Origin of the sequence: Lacibacter sp. H375, assembly GCF_037892425.1 — a bacterium.
Taxonomy (GTDB): Bacteria; Bacteroidota; Bacteroidia; order Chitinophagales; family Chitinophagaceae; genus Lacibacter.
The window spans coordinates 499,379-516,395 of sequence record NZ_JBBKTT010000001.1 but is presented as its reverse complement, the minus strand read 5'-3'; the positions used below and the strand labels follow the sequence as shown (position 1 = coordinate 516,395).

Here is a 17,017-nt window from a genome sequence, read left to right as displayed (position 1 = left end):
CTAAAATTATTCTTTGCTGCTGACACCGGCACTTTCAAAACTAGCCATTTCGTTTAAGAATGCAACAGCACTTTGTAATAATGGTATTGCCAATGCTGCACCTGTTCCTTCCCCTAAACGCATACCTAATTGTAATAATGGTTTTGCATTTAAGTGCTCTAACATTTTACGATGACCATTCTCATCAGAACAATGTGCAAATACACAATGATCGGTAATCGTTTGATTGTATTGTTTTGCTACTAACAAAGCTGCGGTTGCAATGAAACCATCAACGACGATGACCATATTCAATTCTGCTGCTTTGTGATAAGCACCTACCATCATCGCAATTTCAAATCCACCGATACGGCAAAGTAGTTGATGAGGCGTAATATCGTATTGATTCAATTCATGCAAACGACTCGCATCTTCTAATGTAACAAGCTTACGTTGCAGTTGTTCATCAGTAGCGCCTGTTCCTCTTCCCACACATTCACTTAATGGAAGATTTAATACGTGATGCATGATGAGTGATGCAGAAGAAGTATTACCAATACCCATTTCACCAAAGCCGATCGTATTGCAACCATCTTCAAATAAATCTTGTACAATACTGCTGCCTTTTTCAATAGCTGCATTCACTTCATCAATACTCATTGCATTGTATTCGCTGTAATCAGCTGTACCATGATTGATCTTTGCATGAATGATGGGAAGCGATTCATCAAAATCAAAATTCACTCCTGCATCAACAACTGTTAAACCGATATTGTGTTGTTTGGTAAATATATTAATGGCAGCGCCGCCATTTGCAAAATTCAAAACCATTTGTGCCGTTACTGCTTGCGGATAAGGATTTACTTTTCCTGTCGCTGCTACGCCATGATCACCTGCAAACACAACGATATGCGGCTTGTTAATAGTGGGCGATAGGCTGTTTTGAATTGAACCGATCTTCAATGCCAGTTCTTCCAGCATACCTAATGCCCCAACAGGTTTGGTTTTATTGTTGATCTTATATTGCAGTTGTTCTGTAAGTGTCATGCTTGTTTGTTTGTAAAAGAAGATCACAAAACCAGAAACCTTTTGTACCCACATCCTTGATAGGAGTTGGGTGATCGCTGGTTTTGATCTCTAATGCTTTGTAAGTTTTTTCACCGGTTACAATTTGTATTGGATGCTTAAAGACGGGGCCATGAAAACAAAAAGAATGAAACTCGCCATTCTCTCCACATGGATCAACTGTTGAAGGAAGTTCATTGATGAACTGCTCGTCGATGGTTCTTCCAACCCAGCTTTCATCTAAATAGCCATCGTTGATGCAGCAAAGTACCGATTGAAAACCTTTCGCCACAAAATCATTGATCATCCATTGTGTATCCGTTTTCCAAATAGGGAATACGCAATGCATTTCAAGCTCTTTCATTTTGCTTTCACGATAAGCACGCAGGTCTTCTAAAAACAGATCGCCATACAACACATGATTAATGCCTTCGGCTTTAGCCTGGAGCAAAATGCTTTTCATCTGTTGTTCGTATTCGGCATTGCTTGCTTCATACACATATGCTTTTAATAATGGAATGCCGATGGATGCAGCCTGGGCTTCGATCAACTCTTCCCGTACACCATGCATCGATAAGCGTTTGAAGTTGCCATTGAAGGTGCTGAGTAAATATTTTATATCATACTTGCCTTCCTGCAACACTTTATGCAACGCATAGCTGCTGTCTTTTCCTCCGCTCCAACAAAATATAGATGGTATCATATGATGAGTGATGAGTAATGAATGATGAGTTGTGAATGATTAGTGTTCTTACCGATCACTCATTACTCATTTTATTTTAACTGCAATTCCGCTTACCATTAACACTGCCGTGTGTGCATAGGCTGCAATGTACTGGTTGGCCCATCCCTGCAGATCAGTGAACTTACGACCGATCTCTGTATCAGCATGTACACCCATGCCAATTTCGTTACTGATGATGATAAACGTGCCTGGCTTTGTACACAATGCATCAATTTCTTTTTTCAGCAATGCAAGTGAAGCCTCCACATCGTTTTTTGTATCTACAAAAAAATTGGTTAGCCAAAGCGTTACACAGTCGATAACGCAAACACGGTTCACAATGGATAATGCACTTACATTGCGTTGTTCTTCCATACTGGTCCAACGTTCATCCCGATCATTCTGATGACGCTTCACCCGTTTCTCAAAATCATCATCCCACACTTTGGCAGTAGCAACATACACCGGACTATCACTCAGTGATAAAGCTAACTCCTGTGCATATTTACTCTTGCCACTTCTTGCGCCGCCTGTTATAAATATGATCATGCTGTTTGTTTTTTAAATCCATATGGGCAATGCCTGCACCCGCTCCTGCAACAATATCCTCTACGTAAATGATGCCACGCAGTAAACACAAAGTTTGTATTCTCCATGTAGTAATCGATCCCTTCGATCAATTGTTTAGCCGGAGGGAGATCTTTTGCTATATTATTAGTTAATGCTTTTTCAACTGTCATCTCCGCAACATATGCATCGATCTTTTCTTTGGTTGCATCGTGCAGGCATTGCGGGCACATGCAATTAATAACCGGATCTGGTGTAAATAGAGGAGGATATCGATTGCACCAGCAACTATTACCGTTATCTTCTGTACTGCATCCGAAAGCAATACCACATCTGCTGCAATTCTTTTCTTTCGCCATATCAACGGTTGCTGTATAGATCTTTCTGTTCTACAAATAAGGTGTGCCTGCTTTTTAATTGCAACAGGCAGTTGCGGCACAAGCAATCGGCAAATTGTTTTGTGATGAATGCTTCTTCTTCCACACTCAACTCAATACCGTAACACTGGCAATTGGTAACATCGCCAACTTTACATTCAAAGTCTGCACCACAACGTGGACAGTTTTTTTGTTCGTGTTTACACATGCTCAAGACTATTGGAGAAGTGAAAGTATTTTGTTTGCAGGTGTTTGGGTACACGAAATAATGAAGGATGAAACAACGCAGCTAATAATTCAATACCATCAACTAATGTTGAAGCCGATGGTTGTGTAAACAGATCGTAATCACAAATGAATACGGCATTATTCTTAACAGCTTCAAGTTGTTGCCACTCGGGTTTTTCTGTTAGGAGATGTAATTCTTCCTTGCTGCGATCCACATGAAAACCGCAAGGAGCGATCACTAATATCTCCGGGTTATATCTTACAATCTTTTCCCAACTTGTAACAATGCTGTCGCCACCGGGATTACTTAGCATATCAATGCCACCTGCCTGTGCTACCTGGAAAGGGATCCAGTGGCCGCAATTATAAACAGGTGCTATCCATTCTATCAGCAACACACGTTTCATCGGCATTTGATGGCGACGTAGTTTATCAAGAATATGCGTCGTTCTTTTTTGCAAACCTGCCAGGTAATTATAAGCTGCCGATTCATGACCCAACGCTGTTGCAATAGTTACTGCTGTGTAATACACATCGTCGAGTGTTTGTGGTGTGAGCGTAACTAGTTTAGGTTGTTTCTCAAGATTGGCAACTGCAGCAGCAGTGCAGGCCGTATCGATCTGGCATACTTCACATACATCCTGTGTAAAGATCACATCGGGTTGTATGGTTTGTAATACATCTTCATCTACATAATACAAACTCTTGCCCTGCGCTTTGCTGGCTGAAAATATTTTATCGATCTCTTCGCTGCTGTAATTTTTTCCTTCCATTACACAACGCACCACTTTTTGTTTTTCTTCCAAAGCAGTAGCAGGGCATTCAAACGTAACACCATGGAGCAAATGTTGCAAACCCATGTCATAGATCATTTGTGTAGCGGCTGGTAAAAAGGAGCAGGCTTTCATGATGAGTGATTAAGCTGTTTGTAAAGAAGGACTTTTTGCTTTCATCCATTCAAATGCACCAAACATGATACCACTGTATACCAATGTGCCGATCAAAAAGTTTTTCATATATGGCGCACCTTGTGCATAACATTTAATAAGGCTTGCAAAACTGTGATCCATTGTTTGGCCGGTAGTAATATCAGTACATCCAAAAAGGAACACGCCAAAATCAACAACCAACCAGTATACCAATGTTGCAGCAATACCTGTAAGCGCCACAGATTTTACCGATACTTTTTTCAGGAGCAATCTTCCTAATAATACGATCAACACAAAACCACCATACACCCAATACCAACTGCCATACATAATTCCGTACTGTCCGTCGTAAACAAAAATGTTGATGATAAGATCACTCAGCAAAAGTGTAAGCAACGGAAATCCAAATGCTTTCCAATGTTTACTAAAATAGGCAGCGCCAAACAAACCCATAGCACCAATTGGAGTGAAATTACTCAAAGGCCCAAGCTGTGCTGCATTGGGAATACGTAAGGCCGCAACTACAACCATAATAATGGCCAGTACTGCAAAACGGGGATTGATCTTTTGTGTAGACATAGTTGATGAGTTATTAATGATGAGTAATGAGTGGATTCAACTAATCACTCATTACTCATCATTGATTATTAAAGATTGAATCGAATGCCTCCAATAAGGTTGATGCCTTGTGTGCTGTAACCTAATACTTCCACATAATCTGAATTCAATAGATTCTTACCATCAGCAAAAACAACAAGCTTGTCTTTTATAACACTGTATTCAGCATGAATGCCCCACAGCAAATAACTATCGAGGTTTACCTGTGTTGAAGGCCATGTGCCAAAATCCATATCGGTGCGCTTACCATAATTGTAAACATTTGTACTTACAAAAAATGCAGGTGTAACCTGGTATCCGATTGTTGCACCAAATGAATGTTTAGGCCGACGCAGCAAATTAAAGTAGCTGGTATCTTTTCCTCCCGCCCCTTTGGTAGTTACTTCTCCATCGAGGAAACTGTAGTAAGCAGTTAATTTTAATTTTTTATTGAACTGGATGGTAGGCTCAATTTCAATACCATAATCATCCTGCTTATCGTAATTCTCATATTTCGATGTATAGATGATAACATCTTTGTTATGACGGTTGAAGTAAACTGCTCGTACACTTATTTTATCGTTCAATAAAGAAGTTTGCACACCTGCTTCAAATGTTTGTGAATGTTCAGGCTTCAAATCAGGGTTTGCGCCCCATGCACCATATAATGCACTAATGCCCGGCGCACGAAATGCGGTGGCGTAGTTCACAAACAGTTTTGTGTTTTCATTCAGCACATATGATGGATTGATGCTGTAAGTAAAGTTGTTGCCATACTTTGAATGTTTGTTATAACGTGCACCTGCTTCTAGGTAAAAATTACCAAGGTTTTGGAGAAACACACTCAGATAAGGGCTATTGATATGAACGTTTGAATCAAGATTTTTCTGGTAGCGATTATCAACACCCGCCAGCAATTTTACTTTTGGTGCAATTTGATAGTAAGCAAACAGGTCAACAATTTTATTCGTGCCTTTGTAAGAAGTAGGCCCCCATGCTTCACTGTTAAAGGTTCGATCCATTTCATCGTAACTAAAGTAAGCACGGCCACCGGCTTTTTCTGTTTTTACTTCAACAGCAGAACCAGCAGTAAATAAAGATGAAGTATAGTTGTTGGCAGCATCAGCAAATGAACCATTGTCGTAACCACCCTGAAAATAACTGTAGCGTGTAAATGGTTGTATGCGGATGTTTTTTGTTACGGGCGCATCAACACTAAAATTAAGTGCATTGTTCAGGAACCCATCCTTATCGAAATTGCCTGTACCGGTTTTGTCAACTGCTTCGGAAATACCTTTTGATTCGTTATGTGAGAACGAGAAATTGTAGTTAGTTTTTTCAGCAGTACCACGCACACCTGCTGTGAATTTATATGTATCAAAAGAACCTGCTGCTGCAGATCCATAGAACTGTGCAGGTTTTGATGCGCCACGTTTTGAAATGATATTGATAACACCGGCAACAGCATCAGAACCGTAGTTGGTAGATTGTGCACCTTTTACAATTTCGATACGTTCGATCTGGTCGATGGGAAGTAAGCGCAGATCAAATGCACCGGAGAAGGATGGATCATTAACAGGTATACCATCAATTAAAATAACAGTATAACCATTACCAGCACCACGCATAAAAATACTTTTGTCTTTACCGGGATTGCTGGTAGCACCATTAACTACAATACCGGCCTGTTCTGTTAAAAGTTGTGCCAGATCTTTTCCTGCGCTCTGTTCAATTGTTTTGCGATTGATGACCGTAGTTACCTTTCCTGTTTCAAGCAGTTTCTGGTTTACCTTGTTAGCGGTAATCACCACTTCATTCAATGATTTTACTGTACTGTCCTGGGCATTTAGTTGACTGCTGAAAAATAATCCGGCAGCCACTACAAATAAATTCTTTTTCATGTGTTGAAAAAAGGGTTTGTTGTGACTGCTTTCAGAAAAAGAAATAGAAAATATAAAAGCGATTTGCCGTTACACCTCCTGCCTTTCACCCGAAAGCAAATGATTAAAGAAACTGTATCGGCAGGTCTTCTGGCTCGTTCGCTGCTGAGCACCTTCCCATTCATGTGCCAAACAGCTTTCATGAACAGTGGTTGTAGAAATCAGCAGGATGAGTGATGAATGATGAATAATGAGTGCAGAACTGCTTTACTCATCGTTCATTACTGATTACTCATCATAAGAACTTACAGCTACGGGGATAGCGCCGGATTTGCACCGGACTTCCCTTTTAATTCCGGCTATGAACACCGGAAACCGCTACGGGAGCAAAAGTAGGGGAGCGGTACCTGTTCGTCAAAATAAGTTTTTGCACATGCTGAGGCGGATAAAACGCCCTGTTCATCTGCTCATTTTACCCGTTCACCGATACTCTGTGCATTTCTTATTTTTAACGAACTTCATTTGCACATGAACCGTTCTTCCGCCATAACAGTGAGTATGCATATTGCAGGCTGGCTCCTGTTTTATTCTATGGTAGTTGCTTTTATTGCAAACGGGAATCCCAATGGTGGTTCGTCGGAGCTTCCTCTGTTAAGTGGGCCTTTCCTGTTCTTCTTTCTTGTTTTTCCTGCTATTTTTTATACCAATCGTTTCCTGCTCATCCCTAAACTGTTCAATAATAAACAATACTTGTTGTATGCGCTTGCATTTGCCGGGTTGTTTCTGTTGGTGTTTTGGTTAAAACCATTTGATGGAGTGATAAATCATAATCAAGGGCAGGGTAATGTTCGGCCGCCGGATGGGATGACGGGACCACCACCATTTAAACTGAATGAGTTTTATCCGCAAGGGCCTCCACACAAGCAGTCGAAGTTTGACATCATGAGCACCATCCTGTTTCTGTTGGTGTGGCTTTTTTCATCGGCTATGTTTGTGTTCAGGCAATGGCGGCAATCGGAACAACGCATCTTACAAGCCGAGGCAGATAAGGCTAATGCAGAGCTTTCGTTTTTAAAAGCACAGGTGAATCCGCATTTTCTGTTCAATACACTTAACAATATTTATTCATTGGCTGTAAGCAAAAGTGAACATACGGCAGACAGTATTATGAAACTGTCGAATATCATGCGTTACATTACGGATGAAGCAAGAGAAGATAAGGTAGATCTGCAACAGGAACTGGATTGTGTTCGTGATTATATTGATCTGCAACAATTGCGACTTGGAAAGAACGCCCAGGTAATGTTTACACTTACAGGTGAAACAGAATGGAAAAAAATTCCACCGCTGTTACTCATGACTTTTGTTGAGAATGCATTTAAATATGGTGTAAGCAATCACGAACCTGCACCTATCGTTATACGTTTGGAAGCAGCTGAAAAGGAATTGTATTTTGAAACGATCAATAAATTGTATGAAAAGAACACGCCACTAGAGCGTACAGGTATTGGTCAACAGAATGCGTTGAAGCGATTGCAGCATATGTATCCATCAAAACATAACATCAGTATGGAAAGTGAAAATGGCTTTTATACGGTTAAACTAACTTTACAGTTCTGATTTAAAACTTATCTGCATCTATGTCGTTAAAATGTGTAGCCATTGATGATGAGTTGCCTGCTTTGGAGCTGATTCAGAAATACATTTCTGATCATCCGCATTTGCAATTAATGCAAACGTACACCGATGCAGTATCGGCGTCTGAATATTTAAAAACCGCAAGCGTCGATCTGTTGTTTGTAGATATTAATATGCCTGATATAACCGGGCTTGATTTGGTTCGTTCGTTGAGTAAGCGGCCCATGATCATCTTCACCACAGCGTATAAAAAATTTGCAATCGATGGGTTTGAATTGAATGCGATAGACTATTTATTAAAGCCCATCAGCTTCGAACGGTTTTCAAAAGCAGTGCAAAAGGCTGCCGATTATCATCAATACAAAACCAAACCAGCAACCAGCACTGAGGAAGCATTGATGGTTTTTTCGGAATACCAATTGGTGAAGATCAACTGCAGTACTATTGAATACATCGAAAGTTTGGATGATTATATCCGCATCAATATCAGCAACGATAAACCGGTGATGACCTTAATGACACTAAAAGCTGTGTTAGAAAAACTCCCTTCCACACAATTTAAAAGGATGCATCGCAGTTATATTGTAAACATGGAGAAAATAAGATCGGTTGCCAATCGAAAGATCAAATTGTTATCAGGTGCAGAACTTCCAGTCAGCGAAACTTATCTCGATGTGCTGCAGGCCTGGAAACGATCCTGATCCGTCGGTACAAAATAGCAATTCACCGATATTTTGATGATGTTCAACTTACGGCATCTATTTTGCAGCAACGAAATAATTATAAGAAAATACTGCATGAAACAATTCTAGTCCTCATTTGTCTGTAACAACGCCCCGTTTTTAAGATCCAGCTATTTAACAAATCGTGTAAAATCCGTATCCTGTTTTTGCGTTACAGGCATAACCTCCACATCCATCTTATTCGCTTACCAAACTTGCTGCTTTCATTAAACAAGTATAAAAATCAATTGAATGAAAGCAAATTACATCCGTCCAATTTCTTTCGTGCTTGTGTTCGTATGTTCATACGAAACAAAAGCACAGGTCAATATATCGAAGTATGAAGTAGGGGCTAATATTGGCACTTACATTTACCAGGGCGATCTTGCGCCCAGCCGTTTTGGATCATTTAAAACAATGCAACCCGGCTTGGGTTTATATGGTACAAAATACCTGTCGCCGTCGTGGGGTGTAAGAGCCAATCTTAGTTTCTCAAGATTAAATGGCGATGATGCAAAGTATGCAACACCTGATTACCGGCAGCAACGCAATTTTAATTTCAAAACAAATTTGTTTGAAGTATCCGCCGTTGCTGTATGGAAACCGTTTGCCGATAATTTTTCAAATAAAGGAAAGGGAAGTATTTCACCTTACTTATTTGCGGGCGCAGGGTTGGGATTGGTAAAGATCAGGCGTGATTGGAGCAATCTCAATCCTGCTTACTTTGCAGAAGACAATGATTTTTTAACCGGTCTTGCATCCGACCAGGCTCATCGTACTCCACGACTTATGCCGGTTATACCAATTGGCGCAGGTGTGCAATATGGTTTATCTGATAAATGGTTCCTGCATCTTGAAACAACTTACCGTTATACATTTACTGATTATTTAGATGGGTTTAGTCGGTCTGCTAACCCATCAAGAAAAGATACGTATTCCAGCATTTCAATCGGAGCTACGTACAAATTTGGCAAGAATGCCAGCTGGAAATGCCCGCCGTTGCGTCAATAGCAACCAATTCACCGATGCATTGTACTTGTTGGTCGACTGATAAAAAATTTCATTAAACATCACCGGTAGATTTACATCAGAAAGAACGAAAGCAGATTTTTTATCACAACATCAAACCAATTTGTATGGAACGCAAACACTTTTTAAAAAATATGTTCATCGGTGCGGCATCTGCTCCAGTTATTTTAGCAGCGTGCAAAAAAACAAGTGCAACAGATACGGATAATGGTTCGGGAACAGGAACGGGCGCAGGCAGTGGCACTTGCTCTGTTTCGCCAACTGAAACAGCAGGCCCTTTTCCTACTATTACACCATCATCACTTGTACGTACAGATATTCGTGACGACAGAACAGGCGTTGCTTTCACTATTAAAGTAAATATTCTGAACACCAACAGCAGTTGTGCCGCTTTGCAGGGCGCAATTGTTGATATCTGGCATTGCGATAAAGACGGTTATTATTCAGAATATGGTGGTACGGGTATGCAATCAGTTAATTATACGGCTGTGCATTTTTTGCGTGGCCGCCAAACAACTGATGCAAATGGTCTTGTTCAATTCACTTCAATTTTTCCCGGTTGGTACACCGGTCGTGCAACACATATTCATGTGCATATTTACAAAGCAAACGGTACATCATTATTAATTACACAAATTGCTTTTCCTGAAGGAAGCAGCAGTGCAGTGGTTGCAGTGAATGCTGCAAGTTCTTATGGTTACACAAAAGGCATGAGCGGTTATACTTACAATTCAGGCGACAATATATTTAGTGATGATACGAGCGGAAAAGAGATTGCTTCTATCAGTGGGAGTGTGGCTGCAGGGTACGTGCTTACACATAATATTTATGTAGCTGCATAAGAAACTTGTTTTCTCATACATATAAGCGCTGGTGGAGCGGTTTTGCAAAGCCGGTGCTTTTTTCAATTTAGTTATGCAACGAAGGATCATTCGAATTTGTTATAAGAAAGTAATTGATGTTAACGCACAACCTGGCTGGGAAAAATTATTGTGGGAGCATACCTGGCAGGAATTGTTTATGCAGCAGCAGTTCTATAACGGCGAAAAGAAACATCAAGCATTCTCCGCTTTACTGAACGATGTACCCACTGCTGAAAAATTACATTTTCTCACAAGCACTGCAGCCGTTGGTTACCTGCGTCAGCTGAATGGATTTATTCCCGATGTGTACAATAACAGAGGGCATCGTTTTCTCACCTTCAGTGATTTTAAATTTGAGATCATCGATTCTGATTTCACTGATAAAACAAAACACCGTGTAGCTATCAGTTTTTTTAGTGATGCATTCGTATGGCACGAAACTGTTGCTGATTATATGTTGCTATCTGCAGTTACAGCCGAGCAAACAAAAGACGGAATATTCACACACATGCTGCCTATGCAACCCTATCTTGATATTTATTCATTAAAAGAAGAAATGGTATGATCGTACAATTACAGGCAAAAATATTTCTTGCTGATGAACATGGGCTTGTTGAAACAACCAGCTTCCGGAACAGAACTTTGTTTAATTACGGCAATCAATACAACGAACACCGTGAATCGTTTGAACGTTTCTATCTGTTGAATGATTATACATTGGATGGTGGAGCTAGTGTGCAAGTAAATTTTTCAGAAGATTCCTTTGTGCTGTTGCTGCCGGTTGTGGGAGCAGTACAATATCGAAATGGGAAACAAAAAGAACAACTTGTTATTGCGGGGCAGTCGATGATGTTGCTGAAAAAAGCAGGGGAAGGGATTGAATTGACCAACGTGTTTGAAGAAGAATTGGTAAATGTATTAGTGCTTGCATTTAAAACAGACGATGATCAATTGCCTTCCGGCTTTATTTATAGTTATGATGTAAATGAGAAGCCTGATGATCTTGTTCAGGCTGTAAGTAAAAGGTATGAATTACCTGCAATACTTTTTGTTGGAAAATTTTCAGGAAGAGCAGAAACGGTTTATCAAACCGAACATTCCTCTGCAAATGTGTTTGTGTTTGTACTGGAAGGTGCTTTCGAAGTAGAAGGCCGTTTGTTGCATGCAAGAGATGGTCTGGCTATTTGGCAAACAACCTCTGTGGAAATGGAAGCGTTGAGCAATGATGCGTTAATCATGATCCTGGAACTGTGAGCTGCTGTTTAAATATTTTCGATTGCAATCCGCCTTTTTTCTTTCAATGCTTTGAAGTGGGATGGTGTTAAACCTGTTGCCTTTTTAAACTGGGTTGATAAATGTGCAGCACTGCTGTAGTGCAGCTTGTAAGCTATTTCTGAAAAAGTATCTTCTCCAAAAATGATCAGCTCTTTTATACGTTCAGTTTTTAAAGCGATCACAAATTGCTCAATGGTAGTAGCTTCCACTTCGGAGAAAAAATTTGCCAGGTAAGTATAACTGTAATTTAGTTTCTTGCTTAGCAGGAGCGATAATTTAATGTCTGGTTTCTCATCTGAATTGTAGACATAATCTACAATCTCTTTCCTGATCTTTTCAATTAACACACCACTTTTCTTTTCCAATAATTCCAATCCTACGACTTTTATTTTACTGTTCAGTTTCATTTTGTCTTCATCAGTAATATCTTCTCTGGTTTCAATTTCTCCTAATTCTACTTTTACAGGTAATATGTCCAGCTCTTCCAAAGCTACCCGCACAACAGCTTTGCAGCTTTCGCACGCCATGTTTTTTATATAGATCTTCATATAGTGATTTATTTGAGCTGCTAACCGGCTTTTGAGGCTTTATTTTTTTCGGTAAAAGCGTTTAAAGGTATTGTTTTACAAGCTGGCATTGGCAACAAATGTTTGCGTATTGGTGAAAGCTTGAGTAGCAATGTGTTGCTGACAGATGCGGGAATAATGCAGAGGAAAATTGGGTTTAATGATGATCATTCTTCAGTAAACTGATGAACATCAGTGTAAGAAAGTCGTTGATAAAAATAACTCCTGATAATTTTGCGCCTCAATCAGGATATATGTTATTACTTACAAAGATTTTCGATTTTGAAACGGCTCATGCTATTGATGGCTATAACGGCATGTGCAAAAACATACACGGTCATTCATACGAACTGCATGTAACGGTTGGTTCGTTGGTAAACGAGAATGCATTTTTACCGGCTCCCGGTTTTCTGCTCGACTTTAAAGACCTGAAGCAGATCGTTCAAACAGCAGTAGTTGATCTCTTCGATCATAAACTCGTTCTTTCGCACAATTATATTTCCCAACACCCAGAAGTAATGGAACAGGAAAATCTTGTTGCATGGGATGCTGAACCTACTGCTGAAAATTTATTGCTCTTTATTAAACGTGCTGTACAGGATGTGTTACCTGACTATATGAAACTGGTGGAACTGCGATTGTACGAAACAAAAAATTCTTATGCAACGTGGCGAGAAGAAGTGGAAGTTTACCAGGGAGATATTTGGTAAGATGAGTAGCTGTGAAATAAAATTCAATTACTTCTTCTTACATCCCTGAAAAACAGAAACCCCTGCATAATAATTTCTTCCCGGTGCTACATTGTAAAAACGGTTGGCTGCTGCATTAATATCATTTCCTAAACTGTAGGTTTCGTTAAAGAGATTATCGGCACCAACAAATACTTCAGCACGTAGTTTTCCAAAGTATAATTGCTTGTAGCCAAGCCGTGCACCCAGCAAATGAAAATCGCCACCATAAAATGTATTGGCATCATTCAAAGGCGTTTTCTCATTGTAGTTATAAGTAACGTTGAGGTAAATACTGGGCTTTAGTGTTACATCTAATCCTGCAGCAACAATATGTGTTGGTACACTCGGTAATTGTTTGCCGCTGAAATCGTTTGTGAGTTGTTTAAATTCTTTGTACGTAAAATCATTATAGGTATAACTCAACCAAACATTTGCTGTTGAAATAAAATCTGTTTCGCTATCTGCAATGGCATAACGTGCAAATGTTTCCACACCACGTTGCCTTGTACTGCCGGCGTTCACAAAATAATCGGCACCTCCTGCATCTCTGCGTTGTACAATAGTATTACTGAGGTTAAAGAGAAAACCATTTACATCCACAAACAGTTTGCGTTTGTAATTGAAACGGACACCTGCTTCATAGTTCCAGCCTTCTTCTGCATTAAGGTTAGTAGAGATCACGCCTGTTGAAGGCAACACTTCAGCAGAAGTGGGAGCAGAGAATCCTTTTGCAACAGAAGCATACAGCGACAGTTCTTCTTTGATCTTTTTCAAAACAGAAAGTCGTGGTGCAATTTCATTATCATACGTTCTGCGTTGCGGATTCAAGGGGAATTTATTCAGCCTAATGATCTCGATCTTATTCTGGTTAATGCTTGCGCCTGCAGTAATGATCCAGCCTTGTGGTAATTTCCAATCGGCTTGTGCAAATACATTCCATAAGAATGGATTCACTTCATCCTCAGTTTGCAGACTATCGCTTGTGCCATTCACATTCTTATATACACGAATGTTATACCAGCCTCGTTGCAATTCGGCCCCGGCAACAAATTTTAATTCACCAATTACATTACGTGGAGTAAAAGCAAAAACTGTTCTTCCTCCGGCATGTGGTTCGCTGCGGCGTTCGAAGTTGCGAACGGTTGGATTGGCAAACTGTGAGTAAGCACCATATAAAGATGTAGTATTCTTAAATGTTTCTGTAATCTGGAAATCATGACTCAATCCTGCAAAGAATGTTTCCTGGTTCACACTTGCATTGGCTTGTGCACTGGAAGGAGTCTGGCCAATTCTTGGTCTTGCCTGTCTAGGATTGGCAGCAAACTCAACAGCAGTTAATCCGCCGGGCGTTTGGTACGAAAGATCAGCATACATCACGTACGTACGGAGGCTTTGTTTTTCGTTCAGTGCAAAACGGCTGTCCCAGCTAAACACCGATCGGTCAAGTTTTGTCCAGTCACGATAACCATCGCTGTGTAATCGATTATAGCTGATGGTTTGTTGTGTGGCACCTTCACCAATACGTAAAACCGCATTTACATTACTCAAACCAAAACTGCCACCTGTATAATCAACACCTACTCCTGCGGGTTGATTGTTGCCATTTGTTTTCAACAACACAGCGCCACCGCTGCCGCCGCCATACAAACTACTGGATGGTCCTTTTAATACTTCAACAGAGTTGATATTATAAAAACCCAACAGGTTTAAATAAGTGGAGCCGCCGGGTTCGGTAAACGGAATATCGTTGAGGTAAACTTTTACATTGCGTACACCAAACGGAGAACGCAGTGAACTGCCACGAATATTTAAACGGTAACTGCCGGGACTGCGTTCTTCCATACGCACACCGGGTGCAGCATTCAACGCCGGAACAATGGATGCATTACTGAAACGGTTCAATTGTTTTTGGCCCACATAACTTACAGCTGCGGGAACATCCATGAGCTTACGGTTCTGTTCAAACGCTGTAATAACGACTTCGCCTAATTCTTTGGAACTGGAGTCGGGTTGTGACTGTGCAAATGAGAAAAGCGCAACAACTGTTGCAAGCAGGGTTAGTGATTGGTTCTTCATCGCCCTAAAATTACAGACATTCCGGGTTTGCCTTTCATGTTTTTTTTAAAAGAATGAGTTGAAAGAAAAACTATCTTCATCGCTAGAAGAAAAAGCATGAAAACTTCAACCAACAAGCTCAACCTGTTTTCGTTCACCATGATCGTTGTAGGTCTGGTGATCGGTATGGGTATTTTCCGTACTGCCGCAACCAGTGCAAAAGATGCAATTGATCCATCGGTTTATTTCAGTGCATGGCTCATTGGCGGATTGGTGGCTTTGTGTGGCGCCTTAACGTATGCAGAGATCGGCAGCCGGTTTCCTGTAACCGGTGGTTACTACAAAGTGTTTGCACAAGCCTATCATCCCAGTATTGCCTTTGCAATTAACTGTTTGATCTTAGTAAGCAACGCAGCAAGTTTAAGTGGTGTGGCATTGATCGGCAGCGGTTATTTGTTAAAATTATTTCCTGGTGATTGGACTGATATTCATAAAGCGTTGGTGAGTTGTGTGGCCATCGCCATTTTTTATTTTATAAACCTGCGTGGACTGAAGTTGAGTTCGATGGCGCAGAATATTTTAATGATCATCAAGATCGGGATGATCCTCGTGTTGATCGCCGCATTGTTATTCCCTGATAAATATGCAGTGCAGGAAACAACTACTGCAGTAACTACATTCAGCAATATCGATTGGATCAAAAGTCTTGGTGTGAGTTTGATCGCTGTTTCATTTACGTATGGAGGTTACCAGCAAACGATCAATTTCGGGAACGAAGTGCAAAGCCCCACCAAAAATATTCCACGTGGTATTTTTATGGGCATCGCCATCATCATTGGTTTGTATTTACTCGTGAACATGAGTTATTACAATCTCGTTGGTTTTCAGCAAATGAAAGGGGAGCGTGAAATTGCTTATGTAGTGATCGACAAGATATTTGGTACAACAGGTGCAACTGTATTCTCGGCTTTTTTATTTCTTGGTGTATTGGCCTATGTAAATGGATTGCTCATGAGCAATCCACGGGTGATGTATGCAATGGGTGATGACGGCAGCTTGCCAAAGATCTTTGCAAAGCAAAATGAAAAAACGAACGTGCTCACCTTTTCATTAACAGTGTTTGCAGCTATTTGCATCATCATTTTATTCTTTGCACAGGAATTTGAAAAAATATTAGCCTTTACTATTTTTCTTGATTGCTTTGGGATGGTGCTGAGCAGTGCTACTATTTTCTGGTTCCGCAGAAAGACAAAGCATTTGGATGGAACGGGCATTTATAAAATGAAATTATTTCCGCTGATGCCTATCATCTTTATTGCTGCTTATTTATTTGTAGGAACAAGTATTGCCATTGCTGATCCTTCTGCAGCCTTAACCGGGCTTGGAATATTAGCGGCTTTTATCGTGATCTATTTTATTTTTCACCGAAAAAAATAACCTTATGCTGCAGAAACTCCGCACCGTTATTTATCATACCAATGATCTTGCCGCTGCAAAAAACTGGTACACTTCGCTTACAGGTAAAGAGCCTTATTTTGATGAAGTGTTTTATGTTGGATTTGATATCAATGGCTTCGAATTAGGTCTTGATCCTGATATGAGTAAAATACAAACAGGCAATCACAGCACAGCTTATTGGACTGTTGATGAAATACAGGCTGCCGTTGAAAAAGCAGTATCACTTGGTGCAACTGTTATTGATCCTGCACACAATGTTGGCGGCACAATAGAAGTAGCAATTGTGGAAGATCCATTCGGCAATCATATTGGATTTATAACCGGCGCATAAAAT

19 protein-coding genes and 1 riboswitch are annotated in these 17,017 nt (G+C 40.3%); of the genes, 9 read left to right on the top strand and 10 right to left on the bottom strand.

Annotation, left to right across the window (positions count from 1 at the left end):
* Positions 1–6 precede the first annotated feature (6 nt).
* The 8 genes from cobT to WG954_RS02230 form a co-directional block, all read right to left on the bottom strand.
* Positions 7–1,026, bottom strand: coding sequence for a nicotinate-nucleotide--dimethylbenzimidazole phosphoribosyltransferase (cobT, locus tag WG954_RS02265; RefSeq protein WP_340433205.1), 1,020 nt, complete (start codon positions 1,024–1,026; stop codon positions 7–9).
* On the bottom strand, positions 998–1,747 hold the full coding sequence (locus tag WG954_RS02260) for a Dph6-related ATP pyrophosphatase (protein WP_340433202.1): 750 nt from the start codon (positions 1,745–1,747) through the stop codon (positions 998–1,000). Before WG954_RS02260 ends, cobT begins: the two co-directional genes overlap by 29 nt.
* Before the next feature lie 66 nt (positions 1,748–1,813).
* Entirely contained in the window at positions 1,814–2,317 is a 504-nt protein-coding gene (locus WG954_RS02255) for a bifunctional adenosylcobinamide kinase/adenosylcobinamide-phosphate guanylyltransferase (RefSeq protein ID WP_340433200.1), read from the bottom strand.
* Entirely contained in the window at positions 2,314–2,694 is a 381-nt protein-coding gene (locus tag WG954_RS02250) for a C1orf53 family protein (protein WP_340433197.1), read from the bottom strand. Before WG954_RS02250 ends, WG954_RS02255 begins: the two co-directional genes overlap by 4 nt.
* A gap of 1 nt (position 2,695) precedes the next feature.
* The gene (locus WG954_RS02245; protein WP_340433195.1) at positions 2,696–2,920 is read right to left on the bottom strand and encodes a cysteine-rich CWC family protein; all 225 of its coding nucleotides are present in this window, start codon (positions 2,918–2,920) and stop codon (positions 2,696–2,698) included.
* A complete protein-coding gene (locus tag WG954_RS02240) occupies positions 2,913–3,848 on the bottom strand; it encodes an ABC transporter substrate-binding protein (RefSeq protein WP_340433193.1) in 936 nt (311 codons plus the stop codon). The genes WG954_RS02245 and WG954_RS02240 overlap by 8 nt, the downstream gene beginning before the upstream one ends.
* A gap of 9 nt (positions 3,849–3,857) precedes the next feature.
* Positions 3,858–4,448 (bottom strand): DUF6580 family putative transport protein, encoded by a 591-nt coding sequence (locus WG954_RS02235; RefSeq protein WP_340433191.1) that lies wholly within the window; start codon positions 4,446–4,448, stop codon positions 3,858–3,860.
* A gap of 68 nt (positions 4,449–4,516) precedes the next feature.
* Positions 4,517–6,367, bottom strand: coding sequence for a TonB-dependent receptor plug domain-containing protein (locus tag WG954_RS02230; protein ID WP_340433189.1), 1,851 nt, complete (start codon positions 6,365–6,367; stop codon positions 4,517–4,519).
* A gap of 102 nt (positions 6,368–6,469) precedes the next feature.
* Positions 6,470–6,741, bottom strand: a riboswitch (cobalamin riboswitch).
* Positions 6,742–6,874: 133 nt separating this feature from the next.
* On the opposite strand from WG954_RS02230, the gene WG954_RS02225 reads away from it, so the two are divergent.
* From WG954_RS02225 to WG954_RS02200, 6 genes are all read left to right on the top strand, one after another.
* Positions 6,875–7,966 carry a sensor histidine kinase gene (locus tag WG954_RS02225; RefSeq protein ID WP_340433186.1) on the top strand — a complete coding sequence of 364 codons (1,092 nt, stop codon included), beginning with the start codon at positions 6,875–6,877 and terminating at the stop codon, positions 7,964–7,966.
* Between the two features lie 20 nt (positions 7,967–7,986).
* A complete protein-coding gene (locus WG954_RS02220) occupies positions 7,987–8,685 on the top strand; it encodes a LytR/AlgR family response regulator transcription factor (RefSeq protein WP_340433184.1) in 699 nt (232 codons plus the stop codon).
* A gap of 273 nt (positions 8,686–8,958) precedes the next feature.
* A complete protein-coding gene (locus WG954_RS02215; RefSeq protein ID WP_340433182.1) occupies positions 8,959–9,717 on the top strand; it encodes a DUF6089 family protein in 759 nt (252 codons plus the stop codon).
* Positions 9,718–9,842: 125 nt separating this feature from the next.
* Positions 9,843–10,577 (top strand): dioxygenase family protein, encoded by a 735-nt coding sequence (locus WG954_RS02210; protein WP_340433179.1) that lies wholly within the window; start codon positions 9,843–9,845, stop codon positions 10,575–10,577.
* Between the two features lie 73 nt (positions 10,578–10,650).
* On the top strand, positions 10,651–11,163 hold the full coding sequence (locus WG954_RS02205; RefSeq protein WP_340433176.1) for a hypothetical protein: 513 nt from the start codon (positions 10,651–10,653) through the stop codon (positions 11,161–11,163).
* On the top strand, positions 11,160–11,852 hold the full coding sequence (locus WG954_RS02200) for a pirin family protein (RefSeq protein WP_340433173.1): 693 nt from the start codon (positions 11,160–11,162) through the stop codon (positions 11,850–11,852). The genes WG954_RS02205 and WG954_RS02200 overlap by 4 nt, the downstream gene beginning before the upstream one ends.
* An 8-nt stretch (positions 11,853–11,860) precedes the next feature.
* Here the strand turns inward: WG954_RS02200 and WG954_RS02195 are convergent, their stop codons facing one another.
* Positions 11,861–12,421 (bottom strand): helix-turn-helix domain-containing protein, encoded by a 561-nt coding sequence (locus WG954_RS02195; RefSeq protein WP_340433171.1) that lies wholly within the window; start codon positions 12,419–12,421, stop codon positions 11,861–11,863.
* Between the two features lie 203 nt (positions 12,422–12,624).
* Between WG954_RS02195 and WG954_RS02190 the strand changes: the two genes are divergently transcribed.
* The gene (locus WG954_RS02190; RefSeq protein ID WP_340433168.1) at positions 12,625–13,149 is read left to right on the top strand and encodes a 6-pyruvoyl trahydropterin synthase family protein; all 525 of its coding nucleotides are present in this window, start codon (positions 12,625–12,627) and stop codon (positions 13,147–13,149) included.
* A gap of 27 nt (positions 13,150–13,176) precedes the next feature.
* On the opposite strand, the gene WG954_RS02185 is transcribed toward WG954_RS02190, so the two are convergent.
* Complete coding sequence (locus WG954_RS02185) at positions 13,177–15,246, bottom strand: TonB-dependent receptor family protein (protein ID WP_340433166.1); 2,070 nt, start codon at positions 15,244–15,246, stop codon at positions 13,177–13,179.
* A 96-nt stretch (positions 15,247–15,342) separates the two neighbouring features.
* Here WG954_RS02185 and WG954_RS02180 point away from each other — a divergent pair, with 96 nt between their 5' ends.
* Positions 15,343–16,662 (top strand): APC family permease, encoded by a 1,320-nt coding sequence (locus WG954_RS02180; protein WP_340433164.1) that lies wholly within the window; start codon positions 15,343–15,345, stop codon positions 16,660–16,662.
* Positions 16,663–16,666: 4 nt separating this feature from the next.
* Positions 16,667–17,014: a VOC family protein gene (locus WG954_RS02175; protein WP_340433161.1), complete on the top strand. Its 348-nt coding sequence runs from the start codon at positions 16,667–16,669 to the stop codon at positions 17,012–17,014.
* Positions 17,015–17,017: the final 3 nt, after the last annotated feature.

Coding starts and splice junctions, on each gene's coding strand:
- cobT (WP_340433205.1), bottom strand. CDS start 1,026: ATGACACTTACAGAACAACTGCAATATAAGATCAACAATAAAACCAAA.
- WG954_RS02260 (WP_340433202.1), bottom strand. CDS start 1,747: ATGATACCATCTATATTTTGTTGGAGCGGAGGAAAAGACAGCAGCTAT.
- WG954_RS02255 (WP_340433200.1), bottom strand. CDS start 2,317: ATGATCATATTTATAACAGGCGGCGCAAGAAGTGGCAAGAGTAAATAT.
- WG954_RS02250 (WP_340433197.1), bottom strand. CDS start 2,694: ATGGCGAAAGAAAAGAATTGCAGCAGATGTGGTATTGCTTTCGGATGC.
- WG954_RS02245 (WP_340433195.1), bottom strand. CDS start 2,920: ATGTGTAAACACGAACAAAAAAACTGTCCACGTTGTGGTGCAGACTTT.
- WG954_RS02240 (WP_340433193.1), bottom strand. CDS start 3,848: ATGAAAGCCTGCTCCTTTTTACCAGCCGCTACACAAATGATCTATGAC.
- WG954_RS02235 (WP_340433191.1), bottom strand. CDS start 4,448: ATGTCTACACAAAAGATCAATCCCCGTTTTGCAGTACTGGCCATTATT.
- WG954_RS02230 (WP_340433189.1), bottom strand. CDS start 6,367: ATGAAAAAGAATTTATTTGTAGTGGCTGCCGGATTATTTTTCAGCAGT.
- WG954_RS02225 (WP_340433186.1), top strand. CDS start 6,875: ATGAACCGTTCTTCCGCCATAACAGTGAGTATGCATATTGCAGGCTGG.
- WG954_RS02220 (WP_340433184.1), top strand. CDS start 7,987: ATGTCGTTAAAATGTGTAGCCATTGATGATGAGTTGCCTGCTTTGGAG.
- WG954_RS02215 (WP_340433182.1), top strand. CDS start 8,959: ATGAAAGCAAATTACATCCGTCCAATTTCTTTCGTGCTTGTGTTCGTA.
- WG954_RS02210 (WP_340433179.1), top strand. CDS start 9,843: ATGGAACGCAAACACTTTTTAAAAAATATGTTCATCGGTGCGGCATCT.
- WG954_RS02205 (WP_340433176.1), top strand. CDS start 10,651: ATGCAACGAAGGATCATTCGAATTTGTTATAAGAAAGTAATTGATGTT.
- WG954_RS02200 (WP_340433173.1), top strand. CDS start 11,160: ATGATCGTACAATTACAGGCAAAAATATTTCTTGCTGATGAACATGGG.
- WG954_RS02195 (WP_340433171.1), bottom strand. CDS start 12,421: ATGAAGATCTATATAAAAAACATGGCGTGCGAAAGCTGCAAAGCTGTT.
- WG954_RS02190 (WP_340433168.1), top strand. CDS start 12,625: ATGAACATCAGTGTAAGAAAGTCGTTGATAAAAATAACTCCTGATAAT.
- WG954_RS02185 (WP_340433166.1), bottom strand. CDS start 15,246: ATGAAGAACCAATCACTAACCCTGCTTGCAACAGTTGTTGCGCTTTTC.
- WG954_RS02180 (WP_340433164.1), top strand. CDS start 15,343: ATGAAAACTTCAACCAACAAGCTCAACCTGTTTTCGTTCACCATGATC.
- WG954_RS02175 (WP_340433161.1), top strand. CDS start 16,667: ATGCTGCAGAAACTCCGCACCGTTATTTATCATACCAATGATCTTGCC.